We start from the raw sequence: 16,798 nt of genomic DNA, 5'->3' as shown, positions 1-16,798 counted from the left end.
AACTGTCTCGCTGGCCAGCGCAACAAGTGACACCTGTCCTCAGCAGATCAAATTTCAACGATGGGTAAACAACAAGGGGCTCTGGCAGCCGAGCCCCTCTGAACTAGAACAACGCCAGGGTATAGTTGATGGATACCCGGTTCTGATCCTGGGCATATTCGCTGGGCACGCCACTGCGCATCGTTCCGTTACGCCAGCTGAACCCGACGCCCTTGAAGGTCCCGGTCTGCACCACGTAATCCAGGGCCAGGTCGCGCTCCCACTCTTTCTCGGTGCCACCGCTCGCCATGCGGATATTAGTGCCTTTGAGATAGGTCACGGACGCCACCAGCCCCGGCATGCCCAGCCCGGCGAAGTTGTAGCCGTACTGCCCGAATGCCGTACGCTCACCTGCCCGGGTGAAGCTGGTGATCAGGCGATCGGTGAACAGGTAAATGCTGCTGCCTGCTGCCCCCTCGTTGATATTGCCCTGGTTGAGCTGCACGAAGTTGCCGCTGTCGGACACACTCTGGTAACCGAGCAGGAAAGAATTGCCCCCAAGGGCATAGGTAAACATCGCACTCCAGGTGTCGTTGTCGATTTTGCCAGCGGTATCACCCAGGCCACTGACCCGATAACCGGCTGCGCGACCCGAGGCGGAGTCGTTGCGACCGTCGGCGTCAGTCTTGAAGTAACGCAGATCAGTCGTCAGCGACTGCCCCTCGCCCAACGGCAGCACATGCACCAGCCCGCCAAAATGTTGCACGTAATAGTCTTCCAGCCGGGATGTGTAGTATTGCAGCGTGAGGTCCTTGGTCAGCTTGTAGTCGGCACCGGCAAACAGGAACTCATTGCTCTGCTGCGTGCCGCCAGCAACCGCGAACCCCGAGCGGTTGCTTGATCCGCGACCGGTGGCGTGTTCCAGGCGACCGCCAACCAGAGTCAGGTTGTCCACTTCTTTGGAAGTAATCATGCCGCCTTCGAAGGTTTGCGGCAGCACTCGACCATCGTTGGCCACCAGGATCGGCAACTTCGGCTGCAGCGTTCCGTAACGGGCTTCAGTCTGGGAAAAGCGCATCTTCCCGGTCAGCCCCAGGCGACTCCAGTCATCCACCGCACCGCCATCGCTGTCATCAGGGATCATCGAGCTGCCGCGGTGATTGCCTTTGCCGCCATCCAGGCGCACACCCTGCAAACCGAGCACGTCCAGTCCAAAACCGACGGTGCCTTCGGTGAAGCCGGATTTGTAATCGAGGAAGAACCCCTGAGCCCATTCCGCCGTCTTGCTTTGCCCGGCGGGACCGGCGCGATCACGGTAATCATTGTTGAAGTAGTAGTTGCGAAAACCCAGGGTGGCCTTGCTGTCCTTGACGAAGTCCGCATACGCCAAGGGCGACAGGACAATCCCCGTAGTGGCGAGCATGGACAGTCGAACGAAAGGAGTTTTTTTCATTATTGTTTTCCTGATGGGCGTGGCAATACGAACGAAAGGCCGCGAACACAGGGCTGCGGGACAACCCTGTGTGTGCGGTTTCGATTTTCTTGTTATGGGTTGCGAGGGTTCAGTCGGGCAGCCACTCCTGCAGCGTCAACTCGACCGTGATGAACGTGAGGTTTTTGCCGCGCTCCAGGCGACCGGCGTAGAGCTTGCCGTCCGCATCGGCTAGCACCGCCTGCAGACGACTTTCACCGCTGAGAATTTCGCCGCTGATGCTGAGGATTTCCACCCCCGGACCTTCGACAGGGATCTTCATCATGCCTTCGCGGCCCTGGTAGCTGAGCTGACCATCAATCAGGCTGCCCAGACCGCCGCGCACCACGGCCAGATGGATTCCGTGCTCTTTGCACAGGGCTTCGGCACTGTCGATGATGTCTTCATTGGGCTTGAGGCGTGCGATGACCAGACGGCCCAGTCGGCCGCCCTGAACTTGTGATTCCTGGACTGCAGCGACGTTCATGACACCTCCTGGAGAACGGGGTGAAGCAGGTTGAAGTGGGTTTCAGCGTCAGGCTGCACCTGATAGGCCACCTGATTGAACAGGCAAAGACTGATCGTCATGGGCTCGCTGCCCACGATGAGTTTGTCCAGTACCAGATGCCCGCCGTGCTGATCGCCATAGCTGTCCAGAAACCCGGCATGGCCGTGCAGCAATGGAGCCCCCCGGACATCACGCCCGACGGTGATGGCGCCGCTGATAAAGGTGATATGGCCTTCAAGAACCACCGGCTGGCCGTAGTCATAGGGCCGCTCCGGCTTGTCGGTGACGATCATGCGGTGATAGCTCAGGTGCGCGGCGCCGCCACACACAATGCGACCCACGGCACTGGCGAAGCATCGACCTTCAAGCACCTTGAGCAGGCTGGCGCCGACATTACTGCCCAGCGGCAGGACGATGCGTATCTCTTCGCTGCCAGGCACTTCCAGGTCAAGCAGTCGCGGGGCCAGGGACGGGCCTGCGTGGATGAACGTGCGCACGCCGCTGCGCTCGGCAAAATGAGCATTCATCAGGCGACCTCCTGCCGTTCTTCGAGCAGCGCACGGATCTGCTTCTTGACGATTTTGCCGTAGCCGGACTTGGGCATTTCGGCCCAGCGCACAAAGCGCTTGGGCCATTTGTAGCGCGCAATGCGTGGCTCCAGGTAGGCAAGCAGTTGTTCGTCCGTGACCTCGGCAGTGGTGACGATGACGGCGTAACCGGACTCCCCCCACTTGGCGTCGGGCATGCCCAGCACCGCAGCCTCGGTTACCGCTGGATGGCTGAGCAGGGCCTCTTCGATCTCCCGTGGATACACGTTCGACCCACCGGAAATGTACATGTCCGAAGCGCGGCCCGTGATGAACAGGTAGCCCTGTTCATCCAGATGGCCTAGGTCACCCGTGTGGAACCAGCCGAACTTGAAACAGCTTTCGTTGGCCTTCGGGTTGTTGTAGTAACCGCTGAACACTGCGGGCCCGCGCACGCAGATTTCACCGTCTATGCCCGTGTCCAGTTCGTTGCCCGCCTCGTCGAGAATCGCCACTTGCATGCCGGTTCGAGGGTAGCCGCAGCTGCCGACCTTGGCGTCTGGCGAGTCTTCACTTTCATGGCAGTCGGCGGGCAGTACGGTGATGTTGCCGGTCACTTCGCCCAGGCCGTAATACTGCACCAGGACCTTGCCCAGTTTGTTCAGGGCATGGCGTTGATCAGCGCGGTACATCGGCGCGCCCGCGTAGATCAGGTGTTGCAGGCTGCTGTGGTCGTAGCGGTCGACGGCATCGCTTTCGGTGAGCATTTTGACGATGGTCGGCACGGTGAACAGGTTATCCACGCGGTACTCCTGCACCAGGCGCCAGGCCTCATCGCAATCGAGCTTGTCGCTGGCCGGCAGGACGCAGGCAGCCCCTCGGGCGACATTGACCAGCGCATGGATACCGGCGCCGTGGGAGAGCGGAGCGAGCACCAGCGAACGCGAGTGCTGGTTCAGGCCGGGCATCAGGTCGGCGATGTGGTTGGTAATGACAAAAGCCATCTGGCCGTGGGTCAGCACCCCGGCCTTGGGGTGGCCGGTGGTGCCTGAGGTGTAGAAGAACCACAGCGGGTCGTGGTACGTCACTTCGGCCGCACGGAAAGCCGCATACGAAGCGCGGCCCTCATCCAGCAACTGCTCGTAACCCAGCTCACCGCTGCGGGGCTGACCGATGGCGATGACCGTCTGCAGGCTGGGCGACGCTTCGCGCACAGCGTCGACGTAATGTTCGAGACCTTCGTCGTAAAGCATGGCCACCGCGCCGCTGGAGCTGCCCAGGTAAGCCGCCTCCACCGGGGTGATCCGCACATTGGTCGGGACCCACACAGCGCCCAGACGAAACGCGACCCAGGCACTTTCGAACAGCGGCAAGTTATTGCGCGAATGCACCAGCAGTTTGTCGCCCTTACCGATACCGCGGTCGCGCAACGCGGCGGCGACGCTATCGACCCGCATGGAAATTTCTTTCCAGGTGTATTCACGTCCACCCCGGATAAGGCCGGGCGCATCGGGATAGCGACGTGCGATCTGGTTGAGCATTTCGCCCAGGTTCATGACGTTGTCGATACCTTTCATTGCACGGTCTCCAGGATGCTCACGTAGTTGGTCACCGCCGCGCCCCCCATGTTGAACACGCCGGCGCGATCGGCCGTGGGCAGTTGCATGTCCCCCGCCTGGCCCGTGAGCTGCATGGCGGCCATGACGTGCATCGACACCCCGGTGGCGCCGATCGGGTGGCCCTTGGACTTGAGGCCGCCAGACGGGTTGATCGGCAGGCGCCCGTCCTTGCGACTGATGCCTTCGGCGATGACACGCGCCCCCTGGCCGCGCTCGGCCAGGCCCATGGCTTCGTATTCCATCAATTCAGCGACCGTGAAGCAGTCGTGGGTCTCGACCAGCGACAGGTCGTCCAGGCTCAGGCCTGCTGTTTGCAGGGCCTGCTGCCAGGCGCGGGCTGCGCCTTCGAAGAACGTCGGGTCTCGCCTGGACAGCGGCATGTAGTCGTTGACTTGCACCGCAGAACGGAAGCGCACGGCTTGACCGCGACCGCCCACCAGATCCTCGCGGCTGATCACCAGGGCGGCCGAGCCATCGGTGATCAGAGAGCAGTCGGTACGTTTCAGTGGCCCGACCACAAACGGGTTTTTCTCGGAGGGATGACGGCAGAAGTCATAGCCGAAATCCCGGCGCATGTGAGCGTACGGGTTCAGTACACCGTTGGCATGGTTCTTCGCGGCAATCATCGCCAGCGCATCGGACTGGTCGCCGTAACGGTCGAAGTAACTCTGCGCAATGTTGCCGAACACGCCTGCAAAGCCGCCCTCAATGTTGGCTTCTTCCTTGGCGTAACAGCACTTGAGCAGGATCTTGCCGACCTCGGCGGTGGGCAACGTATTCATCTTTTCGAAGCCCACCACCAGGGCGTGCTTGCTCTGGCCGCTGAGCACGGCCTGCAGCGCCGAGTGGATGGCAGCGGAGCCGGTAGAGCAGGCGTTTTCCACGCGAACTGAAGGCGTGAAGCGCAATTGCGGAATGTGATTGGCCAGCAGCGCAGATGGAAAATCCTGGTAGAGAAAGCCTGCGTTGAAATGGCCGACGTGAACGGAGTCGATCTGCTCCGGCGCGATATCAGCGTGCCCCAGCGCGCCCAACGCGGCCTCGGCCATCATGAGTTCAGGGTCGAGTTGGTCGAACTTGCCGAATGGCGAGTGATACCAGCCAGTAATAACAGGCGATCGCATAAGGTGTTCCTTGCATTAATTGTGTTTGCAAGGTCGATAGCAAGAGCGGTGCCAAAGCCCGGCCAAGTTGGCGCAGGCCTTATGCAGCAAGGGGTGCAGGGGAATTAGGGTTGCCGGGGCAACTGTCGCCTGAGCGCAGGCGGGAGACACTCAGGGAGACAGCTGTCACTTCAGATCCGTGTACGGGCTCAGGGGTTTGCGACCGGTCGAGGTGCGCGCCCGTCAGCAACCACGGCTCAACTCACCACCTCTTCACAAGACACCAGCGCACAGGATTGTCGGGCGCTCTCGATGAAGGTCTCGATGCAGGGGTTGTGATTGTCGGCCTTCCACACCGCCACCACTTCAATCACCGGTGCAGCGCGCAACGGTTTGAAGGTGGTGGTGGTCAGGCGCATGTTGCGCATCGAGCGCGGCACGATCGCAATCCCCAGGCCTTCGCCCACCAGGTTGACGATGGTTTGCTGCATATTGATTTCCAGTCCGATGTTCGGCGTAACACCGTGCTGCAGGCAGTAGCTGTAGATCATGTCGTGCAGCGCCGGGGCAATCCGCCGAGGCACGATGATGAAGGTCTCCCCGGCAAGCTCGCTCGGGTCGATGATGGCCTGTTCGAGGAGTCGATGACCCGGCGGCAGCACCACGGTCATTTCTTCCCGGTAGAGGGTCACGGATTCGAGCCCGGAGCAGTCCTGGGGGCGGTACATGATGGCAACGTCTTTGTTGCCGCTGCTGATGTCCTCGGCCAGGTCCAGGGGCAAGGTCTCGGTGAGCTTGAGGCTGACCTGGGGAAACTGCGCCGCGTAGCGCCGGGTAATCGCCGGGGTAACGCTGTAGGCCGTTGACATCATGAAGCCCACTGACAGCTCCCCCGCAGCGCCCCGCGCCGCAGCCAGGGCGTTGCGCTTGGCCTGTTCGAACGCAGCCAGCACCGTGGCGGTATCCAGGTAAAAGCGCTGACCAGCCTCCGTCAGCTCTACCCGTCGACTCGATCGATCAAAGAGCTTTACCCCGAGTTCCTCCTCCAACATGGCAATTTGCCGCGACAGTGGCGGCTGCGAAATATGCAGGCGTTCTGCGGCGCGACCAAAATGCAGTGTTTCGGCGAGCGTGCGGAAATAGTTCAAGTGACGGAGCTCGATCATGATGCTCTCAAAGGTATCAATGGATGATTTATTATGGATTGGAAAATATCGGTGCGCCTCGTTACTGTCATTTAACGCCATATCGACGGCTGTATCACAAGTGCGGCGAGTCGACATAGTCACAAGCTATACAATAATAAAAGGTGACGCTGATGCCTTCCGTATACGAACAACCTTCGTTTACCCAAGACCGTACAACTGCTGTCCACCCTGAATGCGACATTTCCCACGACACTGATCCGCAAGTGCGTCAGGCTTTTCGCCGCGCATTGCTCCTGATGGAACGCGGCATTGCCGTGCTCATCCAGGGCGAAACAGGGACGGGTAAAGAAGTGCTGGCCCGTGCGCTGCACGAACACAGCCGGCGCCATGCCGCGCCGATGGTTGCCCTCAATTGCGCGTCCATCCCCGAAACCCTGATCGAAAGCGAGCTGTTCGGTTATTCCCGTGGCGCGTTTTCCGGCGCCCTGCCGGGGGGCAAAAAAGGCAAGGTCGCGCAGGCAGACGGCGGCACCTTGTTCCTCGATGAAATCGGGGACATGCCATTCGAGCAGCAGACCCGCCTTTTACGCGTGATCGCCGAACGCGAGATCACCCCCTTGGGTGCCGAGCGCAGTGTGCCGGTGAATTTCGCGCTGATCTGTGCGACCCACCAGTCCCTTACGCAACTGGTGGAGAACGGCAGCTTTCGCGAAGACCTGTTCTATCGCATTGCCACGGGCGTGGTGCAATTGCCGCCGCTGCGCGATCGCACTGACCGTGCTGAGTTGGTGTGCCGAATGGTCGCCACCGAGATCCCCGGCTGCGATCCGCGCCAGATGATAGCCAACGATGTCTGGACCTTGCTCCTCGGGCATGCCTGGCCTGGCAACCTGCGCCAGATGCGGGCCGTCATTCGCTATGCCTGTGCCGTCATGGAAGGCGCGCGCATCCAGCGCTGTGATCTGCCTGCGGATTTTCTGGCACAAACGGGAGAGCAGCCTGCGCAACCGTCCCGTGCACACCCGCACAACGTCACACCGATTCGCCTGGGCAGAATCCCCGCGCCCCCACTGGGTGAGCGCGAAGATGTACTGGGCGTACTCGTCGACTGCCGCTGGAACATGACGGCTGCGGCGCGGGCGCTGGGCATCTGCCGACCTTCGCTGTATCGCGTGCTTCGGCGGCTGAACATTGCCCCGCTCAAAGACCAGTTGGCACTGGGCCGCTACGCCCCTTCCTGACTGCTTTCACCGACTGACTTAACCGACTGACATAACCGGAGCCGGCCATTCTCCATCAAGGGGGAAGGCCGACATGCGCCCAGACCAAAGGATAATAATAATGAATGCTCCCGCCAATTTTGCGCCGATCAGCCTTTCGCTGGAGGGCCGTAACGCACTGGTCACCGGGTCTGCCCGCGGGATCGGGTATGCCATCGCCGTCGCCCTTGGCCAATGCGGAGCAAGGGTCGCGATCTGCGACCTCGACCACAGCGCCGCCGAGCGTGCCGTTGCCCAACTGGGCGAACTGGGCATCCATGCCATCGGGCTGGGGGTCGACGTGGCCGACGAACAGCAGGTGGAGGCAATGGTCAGCCAGGTTGAACGGGTCTTGGGCAGCGTCGATATCCTGGTCAACAATGCCGGGATCGTCTCGACCTTGCCCCTGCTGCAGGTGAGTGCAGCCGAGTGGAAACGGGTCATGGCCATCGACCTGAACAGTGTTTTCTACTGCGCCAAGGCGGTATTGCCAGGCATGATGGCCCGGCGGTCGGGACGAATCATCAACATAGCCTCTGTCGCCGGAAAACGTGGTGGCGGGCTGCTGGGCAACAGCTGCTACGCCGCCGCCAAAGGGGGCGTGATTGCACTGACCAAAGGCCTGGCACGTGAAGCCGGGCCGTTCAATATCACCGCCAATGCCGTTTCCCCGGCCTTGACCGATACCGACATGACCAGTGCACTGAGCCCTGAAGCACGGGCCAGGGTGCTGGCAGACATGCCCCTGGGACGTGCCGGAACACCGCGGGACATTGCCGCAGCAGTGTGTTTCCTGGCGTCGGATGCGGCCAGTTTTGTGAGCGGCGAAATCATGGACGTGGACGGTGGGTACATGCGCGACTAATGGGTCGCCATGCCGGTTTTCCGGGTTTTATCGGTCAAATTGAACCGGGGGCAAGCCGCCCCCGATTTGCCCCAAAACCCGCTGTCTGCTAGTGTCGGCCGGTTTTAACGCCTACCGAGAATGCCGCCATGGCCCGCAAAAAAGCTTCACCGGATTTCGAACAGTCGCTCTCTGACCTGCAAACACTGGTCGAGCGTCTGGAAAATGGCGAGCTGTCGCTGGAAGATTCTCTGACTGCCTTCGAACAAGGCATCCGCCTGACCCGTGACTGCCAGGGCGCATTGGCCCAGGCCGAGCAGAAAGTCCAGATCCTGCTTGAGCGTGATGGTGAGTTGGCACAAGAGCCTTTTGATGCGGAACAGTCCGAATGATTGATGCTTACCAGATCAGCAGCCAGGCCCGCGTCAATGCGGCGCTTGAATGTTTGCTTGTTGCTCCGGCTCCTGAGCTGGCCCGTCTTTACGAGGCCATGCGCTACAGCGTCATGAATGGCGGCAAGCGCGTTCGCCCGCTACTGGCCTATGCCGCTTGCCAGGCCCTGGGCAGCGCCCCCGAGCAAGCCAATGGCGCGGCGTGTGCCGTCGAACTGATCCACGCCTATTCGCTGGTGCATGATGATTTGCCCGCAATGGATGATGACGATCTGCGACGCGGCCAGCCCACCACCCACAAGGCCTTCGATGAAGCCTGCGCCATTCTGGCCGGCGACGGTTTGCAAAGCCTTGCGTTCAGCGCCCTGCTAGACCCCCGACTCAACACCCTGGATGCTGAAACGCGCTTGCGCATGGTGACTGCCCTCGCACAGGCTGCAGGCCCGGCGGGCATGGTCGGCGGCCAAGCCATTGACCTCGGTTCTGTAGGCATGAAGCTCGATCAGGCGGCGCTGGAAAACATGCATCGGCACAAGACCGGGGCCCTGATCGAAGCCAGTGTGCAACTGGGCGCCCTGGCCAGCAGCAACGCGACTGCCGAAAATCTTCAGGCACTGAACATTTACTCGCGAGCCATTGGTCTGGCGTTTCAGGTTCAGGACGACATTCTGGATGTTGAAAGCGATACCGCGACGTTGGGCAAACGCCAGGGCGCCGATATTGCACGCGACAAACCGACCTACCCGGCGCTGATGGGTCTGGAGCAGGCCAAAGGCTATGCACTGGATCTGCGCGACCAGGCACTCAACGCCCTGCGGCATTTTGATGCAGGCGCCGAACCGCTGCGTGAACTGGCGCGATATATCGTTGAGCGCCGCCATTAATCGTCACACTCGGTAATTATTTCTGACAGCTCTAATGCCAAGGTCTTACTAACGAGTGCCAGACTGCGTGGGCAGCTTACGTTCCTTAAGGTAAACTGCCGCCTCTTCTTATACCTATAACGATTCGCCTGATGCCAACGACGTTTCAAGAGATTCCCCGCAACCGTCCGACTACGCCCCTGCTCGACCGGGCAGGCACGCCTGCGGGCCTGCGCCGCCTGGCCGAAGCCGAGCTGGAAACCCTGGCCGATGAGTTGCGCCTGGAATTGCTCTATACCGTCGGCCAGACGGGCGGGCATTTCGGTGCCGGCCTGGGTGTCATTGAGCTGACCATTGCGTTGCACTACGTGTTCGACACCCCGGACGACCGACTGGTGTGGGATGTGGGTCATCAGGCGTATCCGCACAAAATCCTCACGGGCCGTCGCGAGCAAATGGCGTCCTTGCGCCAGAAAGACGGCGTAGCCGCTTTCCCGCGTCGCTCCGAGAGCGAGTACGACACTTTTGGCGTTGGCCACTCCAGCACCTCGATCAGCGCAGCGCTGGGCATGGCCATTGCCGCCCGCCTGCAGAACAGCGACCGCAAGGCGATCGCCGTGATCGGTGACGGAGCGCTGACCGCCGGCATGGCCTTTGAAGCCCTGAACCACGCGCCGGAAGTGGATGCCAACATGTTGGTGATCCTCAACGACAACGACATGTCGATTTCGCGCAATGTGGGGGGGTTGTCCAACTACCTGGCCAAGATCCTGTCGAGCCGCACTTACGCCAGCATGCGCGAAGGCAGCAAAAAGGTGCTCTCGCGTCTGCCTGGCGCGTGGGAAATCGCTCGCCGTACCGAAGAATATGCCAAGGGCATGTTGGTACCCGGCACGCTGTTTGAAGAGCTGGGCTGGAACTACATCGGCCCTATCGATGGCCACGACCTGCCGACCCTGATCGCGACGCTGCGCAATATGCGCGACCTCAAAGGTCCGCAGTTCCTGCATATCGTCACCAAGAAAGGCAAAGGTTTTGCTCCCGCCGAAGCTGACCCGATCGGCTATCACGCCATCACCAAGCTTGAACCGCTGAACGCCCCGAAAGCGGCGCCAAAAGTTGCGAGCGGGCCGAAGTACTCGGCCGTCTTTGGCGAGTGGCTGTGCGACATGGCCGCCGCCGATGAACGCTTGATGGGCATCACTCCGGCCATGAAAGAAGGCTCGGACCTGATCGCTTTCAGCGAACGTTTCCCCAAGCGTTATTTCGACGTGGCGATTGCCGAACAGCACGCCGTGACGTTCGCTGCCGGCATGGCCTGCGAAGGCGCCAAGCCTGTCGTGGCTATTTATTCGACATTCCTGCAGCGCGGTTACGACCAGTTGGTGCATGACGTCGCCGTACAGAATCTGGACGTACTGTTCGCCATCGACCGTGCAGGCCTGGTGGGCGAAGACGGCCCGACCCACGCAGGCAGCTTCGACCTGTCGTTCCTGCGTTGCATCCCGGGCATGGTCATCATGACCCCGAGCGACGAGAACGAACTGCGCAAGATGCTCACCACCGGCCATCTGTACAACGGCCCGGCGGCCGTGCGCTACCCGCGCGGGACCGGCCCGAACGCTCCCATCGAAAAAAACCTTGAGCCGCTGGAAATCGGCAAAGGCGTGATTCGTCGCCAGGGCTCCAAGGTCGCCATGCTGGTTTTTGGCGTGCAACTGGCCGAAGCCTTGCTCGTGGCAGAAAAAATCGACGCCACCGTGGTCGATATGCGCTTCGTCAAACCGATGGATGAAGCACTGGTACGCGAAATGGCTGATAGCCATGAGCTGCTGGTGACCATCGAAGAAAACGCCATCATGGGTGGCGCCGGTGCGGGTGTCAGCGAGTTCCTGGCCCGTGAAAACGTGCTCAAGTCAGTCCTGCACCTGGGCCTGCCGGACATCTACGTTGAGCACGCCAAACCGAGCCAGATGCTGGCCGAGTGCGGCCTGGATACGCCAGGCATTGAGGCCTCGGTGCGCCAGCGCATGGCATTGCTGGGTCTCTGACCAACCTGTACCTGTAGCCGCTGCCTTCGGGCTGCGATCGAGCCCGAAGGGATCGCGCTTTACATAGCGAAGGTCCTGCGGACCTTATCGCAGCCTGCGGCAGCGGCTACAGGTTTGATACCGAGAGCCCATGAAACACCTTCGTCTGGTTTTAATCCTCAGCAGCCCGTTGCTGGCCAACGCCGCCGAGCGCGAAGACGCGCTCAAACTCCCGCAAACACTGATCACCGGCAATCGTCAGGTTGAAGCGCGCTCCGACAGCAGCAGCGCCAACAGCGTGTTCACCCGTGAAGATATCGACCGCCTGCAACCCACCAGCCTGACCGACCTGCTGGGCCGGGTACCGGGTGTTCAAGTGGCGCGCAGCGGCGGGCGCGGCGGTTTGCCGGGGATTTATATTCGCGGCACCAAGTCGGCACAAAGCCTGGTGCTGGTGGACGGCCAACGCATGGCCAATGCCACTTCGGCCGACAGCAACTTGCAGTACCTGAATATCGATCAGATCGAACGCGTGGAAGTGCTGCGCGGATCGCGATCAGTGATCTACGGCAGTGATGCGATCGGCGGGGTGATTCAGATTTTCACTCGCCGTGGCGCCAATCAGGCCCCGCAGCTTCGAGTCCGCAGCGCGATGGGCAGCTATGGCAGCTCAGACAACAGCGTCGGGATATCCGGTGGTGATGCGCAAACACGCTACAACTTGAGCGCCAGTCTCGAACAGACCGCGGGGATCAACCGTACTCACGAGTCCTTCCCCAGCGACAACGACCATGATGCTTATCGCAACAAGTCACTCAGCCTGAATCTGAGCCACTACCTGAGCGAAGACCTTGAGGTCGGATTGACAGCGATGAAGAACATCGGCAAGACCGAACTCGACAACTCGTTCGGGCGCTGGGACCCGAGCACCATGACCGTCAGCGGCCAGCAACTTTACAGCGACTTCGATATCAGCAGCGTCGCCAGTTTTATCGACGCCCAACTCGCCGAGCGCTGGAATTCACGCCTGGAGCTGGGCCACAGCGAGAACCGTGAAAAAACCCGGGACAAGCTCAGCCCGGACCTCTACAGCTTCAATACCTATCGCGACTCGCTGAACTGGCAAAACAACCTGACGCTGGACGATCAAAACACCCTGATCCTGGGCGCAGACACCTATGAAGACCGCGTGCGCAGCAGTACTGTTTTCGACGAGGACAGTCGCTGGAACCGCGCCGCCTTTATCCAGCACCGCTTCCACGGTGATTACTTTTCGACCGAGCTGGGCCTGCGTCACGACCAGAACCAGCAATTCGGCAGCCACAACACCTGGAGCGCCAGCCTGACTGTACCGCTCAACGCCGACAATGATGTGCTGCTGTCTTACAGCGAAGGGTTTCGCGCACCTACGTTCAATGATTTGTACTACCCACAATTCGGCAACCCGAATCTCAAACCGGAACATTCCAAGAGTTACGAATTGCAGTGGCGCAGCCAGCTGAGTGAAACCAGCCGCCTGGAAACCTCGCTGTACCGTACCGAGATTCGTGACGCGATTGTGGCCGATGCCGACTTCATCCAGCAGAACATCGGCGCAGCACACATCACCGGTTTCGAAAGTGCCTTGCAGCAGGAGTGGTTCGGCTGGCAGAGCAGTCTGGGCATCGCGATCATCGACCCTCGCGATAAAGGCACCGGCCACACGTTGGGCCGTCGCGCACGCCGGACGTTAAGCCTGGATCTGGATCGGCAATTCGACAAGATGGGTGTCGGCGCCAGCTGGCAAGCGGTGAGCAGCAGCTTCAACGATGAAGACAACAAGCAACCCATTGGCGGGTATGGCGTGCTGGGACTGCGCGGCAACTGGCAGGCCAGTTCAGAAGTACGGTTCGATGTGAAGGTCGACAACCTGCTGGACAAGCGCTTCACCCGCGCGCTCTACAGCTATGACGGCAACTACTACGGCTATCGGGAAGAACGGCGCAGCTTGCAGTTGGCCATCACCTGGACCCCCGAGTTATGACACCTGCGGCAGCGACTACAGAGCCTTGATCAACTGCTCACACAATCTGGCGGTCGCTTCCAGCATCTGCCCGCTTGGGCGTTCCAGGCCTTTGTCGGCCAACAACAGCAAACGCCCATGCTTGACCGCATCAATTTGCGGCCAGGCTTTCCAGGCATCCAGCTGCGCCTGGGTGCTGGCAATGATCACCTCGGGATTGCGCTGCAGAACGGATTCAATGCTGACTTGCGGCGCAGGCAGCTTGAGGTCGTCAAACACATTTTTCGCCCCGCACACCGCCAGCGCATCACTGATGATTTGCCCACCACCGATGGTGTGCAGAGGCTGATCCCACACCTGATAGAACACTCGCACCGGCTTGTCGCTCTGATACTGCGCCCGTAACCCGGCAAGACGTTGACGCAACTGGCCAGCCAACTGGTGTCCCCGTGCCGGGCGCCCGAGGGCAGTGGCCAGGGCTTCAAGCTGATCCGCCAATTGTTCGAGGCTACCGGGCTCAGCAATGTAGGTCGGAATCTTCAGGTTACGCAGCTGTTCGCGCTGTGCGATGCCCACACTGCCCGGCCAGAGCAACAGCAGGTCGGGTTGAAGGCTGAGCAGGCGCTCCATGTCCAATTGCCCATAGCGGCCCACCGAGGGCACGCTGACCAGCTCCGGTAATGGCTCGCCCGCATCCAGACGCCCCACCAGCACATCGGCAGCGCCCAGTTCGACAACCATTTCAGACAAGGAAGGTGAAAGGCTGACCACACGGAGGGTGGCCAGAGAAGGCATGCTGGCGCTCAGCAGCAGAGCCGCCAGCAAGACGCGCATCAGCCGACCTGGCGGGGAATGCGGTAAAGGTAAAACAGGACCAGCGTCGACAAGGCCAGCAGCAACAGGGGCACACCTTCAAGCCCGACAAACACTGCCAGGGCGGCGATCCAGGTGGGCAACCCCGCTGCCAGCAAGGCACGATGACGCACACGGGCCAGCTCATCCCAGGCCGCCGGTTCTTGCGGGGTGTCGAGGGCTTTTTGCAGGTTGATCAGGCCATGTTTGTATGGCCCGAACGTGCGCAGGGTCGCGAACATGGATGCCACGCCAGCAATAAAGAACGGCATCGTCAGATCAGGCAACAGCGGCTCGGAGTCGCCAAAAAACCAGTTGGCCAGCACCAGCGGGAGCAGGGTCAGTATCAACTGTTGCCACCAGCTGAAGCTCAGGCGCCGACGGCGCTGACCGCGGGTCACGCCGGGTCAGCCTCGTTTTGATGCTGGTTGCCCATCATGTGACCGAGCTTGTTGGCCTTGGTCGCCAGATACAGTTTGTTGTGCGGGTTGTGCCCCGTGTGCAGCGGAACACGCTCTGCCACGGTGATACCCATATCGGTCAAGGCTTTGACCTTGCGCGGATTGTTGGTCATCAAACGCAACGACTGCACACCTACATGCTCAAGCATCGGCAGGCAGATGGCGTAATCGCGCTGGTCGGCAGCAAAGCCAAGACGCTCGTTGGCTTCAACGGTATCGGCGCCTCCATCTTGCAGCTCGTAGGCACGGATTTTATTCAACAAACCAATGCCACGGCCTTCCTGGCGCAGGTACAACAGCACTCCACGCCCTTCGCGGGCAATGGCCTGCAAGGCCGCTTCGAGCTGAGAACCGCAGTCACAGCGCTGGCTGAACAGGGCATCACCCGTCAGGCATTCAGAATGAACCCGCCCCAACACCGGAGCACCATCGGCCACGTCGCCCAAACTGAGCACAACGTGTTCACGGCCCGTGGTTTTCTCAAGGAAGCCATGCATGGTGAATTCGGCAAAGGGGGTAGGCAACTTGCAAGCGGCAACGAAAACGACGGGCACCGTGTGCTCCTGATCAGTTTGAGGACTGGAAATTCGCAGAGGCGGCATTGTAACAGGAGGTTCCAACAGACGCTTAGGCTGAATTACCGAGGATAAATATCTAAAAGTTTGATGACTTGTGGCACACACAGTACCTGTGGGAGCGGATTTGCTCGCGAAACAGGCGATGGGGTGTATCAGGCTGAACGTGGTGATGTCATCGCGAGCAAGCCCGCTCCCACAGGGTCAAGCATGAAAATGCTGATATCCGCGCACTGCAGGGGTGATGTCTGAGCCATCCGTATCCAGCAGAGTCACGCCCTGCCCTTCGACCACGCGACCAATCACATGGATCGGCCAGCCATCGGCCAGCAACGTCGGCAGTTCAAGCGCGGGCAAGGTGAACGCCAGAACATAATCGTCACCCCCACTCAACGCCGCTTGCTGCGCACCGCTATCGCCCAGGAACTCTTCCAGCGCCAAAGACACGGGCACCCGGTCCAGCTCAATCACCAGACCCGCCTGTGACGCCAAGGCAATATGGCCACAGTCGGCGAGCAGGCCATCGGAGATGTCCAATGCCGAAGTGGCTTTGCCGCGCAATGCCTGACCCAGCGCCAACTGCGGCTGCGGCGACCAGTAATGGGCCAGCAACGGCTCGCTGATGATCGGCTCGGCGATACGCTGCCCCAACACCAGCGGCAACGCGCCAGCCCCATTGCCCAGCTCACCGCCCACACACAACAGGTCGCCGGGTCGGGCACCGCTGCGGGTCAGGGCCTGGCCGCTGGGTACCCGGCCGAACACCGTGAGCGTCAGGCATAACGGGCCGCGCGTGGTGTCGCCGCCAATCAGGCGCAGGCCACAGGCTTGGGCCATCATGTTTAATCCGCGGGCATACGCCTCTAACCAATCGGCTTCAACCGTCGGCAAGGTCAGGGCAAGGGTAAAGGCGAGGGGTGTTGCGCCCATGGCCGCCAAATCGCTGGCCGCCACCGCCAGCGAACGCTGACCGAGCAAGAAAGGGTCGCAAGGATCTGCGAAGTGCACCCCGGCTACCAGGGTGTCGGTGGAAATTGCCAGCTGTTCCCCGAAGGGAACATCCAGCAGGGCGCAGTCGTCGCCAATCCCCAGGGCAACACCCTCGCCGCGCTGCGCACAGGGCGCGGCAGCGAAGAAGTTGCGGATCAGCTCAAACTCGCCCATG

16 protein-coding genes are annotated in these 16,798 nt (G+C 60.8%); 6 read left to right on the top strand and 10 right to left on the bottom strand.

Annotation, left to right across the window (positions count from 1 at the left end; translation table 11 throughout):
• Positions 1-103: 103 nt before the first annotated feature.
• From VSQ83_RS02225 to VSQ83_RS02200, 6 genes are all read right to left on the bottom strand, one after another.
• Positions 104-1,432: an OprD family porin gene (locus tag VSQ83_RS02225; protein WP_326425164.1), complete on the bottom strand. Its 1,329-nt coding sequence runs from the start codon at positions 1,430-1,432 to the stop codon at positions 104-106.
• Positions 1,433-1,541: 109 nt separating this feature from the next.
• Positions 1,542-1,937, bottom strand: coding sequence for a PPC domain-containing DNA-binding protein (locus tag VSQ83_RS02220; RefSeq protein ID WP_326425163.1), 396 nt, complete (start codon positions 1,935-1,937; stop codon positions 1,542-1,544).
• Positions 1,934-2,485 carry a hypothetical protein gene (locus VSQ83_RS02215; RefSeq protein WP_326425162.1) on the bottom strand — a complete coding sequence of 184 codons (552 nt, stop codon included), beginning with the start codon at positions 2,483-2,485 and terminating at the stop codon, positions 1,934-1,936. Before VSQ83_RS02215 ends, VSQ83_RS02220 begins: the two co-directional genes overlap by 4 nt.
• A complete protein-coding gene (locus VSQ83_RS02210; RefSeq protein ID WP_133077050.1) occupies positions 2,485-4,062 on the bottom strand; it encodes an acyl-CoA synthetase in 1,578 nt (525 codons plus the stop codon). The genes VSQ83_RS02215 and VSQ83_RS02210 overlap by 1 nt, the downstream gene beginning before the upstream one ends.
• On the bottom strand, positions 4,059-5,228 hold the full coding sequence (locus tag VSQ83_RS02205) for an acetyl-CoA acetyltransferase (protein ID WP_326425160.1): 1,170 nt from the start codon (positions 5,226-5,228) through the stop codon (positions 4,059-4,061). Before VSQ83_RS02205 ends, VSQ83_RS02210 begins: the two co-directional genes overlap by 4 nt.
• A 236-nt stretch (positions 5,229-5,464) precedes the next feature.
• Entirely contained in the window at positions 5,465-6,373 is a 909-nt protein-coding gene (locus tag VSQ83_RS02200; protein WP_133077052.1) for a LysR family transcriptional regulator, read from the bottom strand.
• Positions 6,374-6,525: 152 nt separating this feature from the next.
• Between VSQ83_RS02200 and VSQ83_RS02195 the strand changes: the two genes are divergently transcribed.
• The 6 genes from VSQ83_RS02195 (at position 6,526) to VSQ83_RS02170 (ending at position 13,766) form a co-directional block, all read left to right on the top strand.
• Positions 6,526-7,596, top strand: a complete 1,071-nt coding sequence (locus tag VSQ83_RS02195) for a sigma-54-dependent Fis family transcriptional regulator (RefSeq protein WP_133077053.1) — start codon at positions 6,526-6,528, stop codon at positions 7,594-7,596.
• A gap of 100 nt (positions 7,597-7,696) precedes the next feature.
• Positions 7,697-8,479, top strand: coding sequence for an SDR family NAD(P)-dependent oxidoreductase (locus VSQ83_RS02190; protein WP_219262624.1), 783 nt, complete (start codon positions 7,697-7,699; stop codon positions 8,477-8,479).
• A gap of 128 nt (positions 8,480-8,607) precedes the next feature.
• Complete coding sequence (locus VSQ83_RS02185; protein WP_133077055.1) at positions 8,608-8,850, top strand: exodeoxyribonuclease VII small subunit; 243 nt, start codon at positions 8,608-8,610, stop codon at positions 8,848-8,850.
• The gene (gene ispA, locus VSQ83_RS02180; RefSeq protein WP_133077056.1) at positions 8,847-9,734 is read left to right on the top strand and encodes a (2E,6E)-farnesyl diphosphate synthase; all 888 of its coding nucleotides are present in this window, start codon (positions 8,847-8,849) and stop codon (positions 9,732-9,734) included. Before VSQ83_RS02185 ends, ispA begins: the two co-directional genes overlap by 4 nt.
• Before the next feature lie 131 nt (positions 9,735-9,865).
• On the top strand, positions 9,866-11,764 hold the full coding sequence (dxs, locus tag VSQ83_RS02175; RefSeq protein WP_326425157.1) for a 1-deoxy-D-xylulose-5-phosphate synthase: 1,899 nt from the start codon (positions 9,866-9,868) through the stop codon (positions 11,762-11,764).
• 130 nt (positions 11,765-11,894) lie between these two features.
• Positions 11,895-13,766, top strand: coding sequence for a TonB-dependent receptor domain-containing protein (locus VSQ83_RS02170; protein WP_219262622.1), 1,872 nt, complete (start codon positions 11,895-11,897; stop codon positions 13,764-13,766).
• Positions 13,767-13,781: 15 nt separating this feature from the next.
• Here the strand turns inward: VSQ83_RS02170 and VSQ83_RS02165 are convergent, their stop codons facing one another.
• From VSQ83_RS02165 to thiL, 4 genes are all read right to left on the bottom strand, one after another.
• On the bottom strand, positions 13,782-14,579 hold the full coding sequence (locus VSQ83_RS02165; protein WP_326425155.1) for a cobalamin-binding protein: 798 nt from the start codon (positions 14,577-14,579) through the stop codon (positions 13,782-13,784).
• Entirely contained in the window at positions 14,579-14,998 is a 420-nt protein-coding gene (locus tag VSQ83_RS02160; protein WP_133077060.1) for an MFS transporter, read from the bottom strand. The genes VSQ83_RS02165 and VSQ83_RS02160 overlap by 1 nt, the downstream gene beginning before the upstream one ends.
• Entirely contained in the window at positions 14,995-15,612 is a 618-nt protein-coding gene (ribA, locus tag VSQ83_RS02155) for a GTP cyclohydrolase II (protein WP_219262620.1), read from the bottom strand. The genes VSQ83_RS02160 and ribA overlap by 4 nt, the downstream gene beginning before the upstream one ends.
• Before the next feature lie 225 nt (positions 15,613-15,837).
• Positions 15,838-16,797: a thiamine-phosphate kinase gene (gene thiL, locus VSQ83_RS02150; RefSeq protein ID WP_326425154.1), complete on the bottom strand. Its 960-nt coding sequence runs from the start codon at positions 16,795-16,797 to the stop codon at positions 15,838-15,840.
• Position 16,798 lies beyond the last annotated feature (1 nt).

It is taken from the genome of Pseudomonas sp. DSV-1 (genome assembly GCF_035830915.1).
GTDB lineage: Bacteria > Pseudomonadota > Gammaproteobacteria > Pseudomonadales > Pseudomonadaceae > Aquipseudomonas.
The sequence above is the reverse complement of the archived record's forward strand: the minus strand, read 5'-3'. Positions and strand labels throughout refer to the sequence as shown.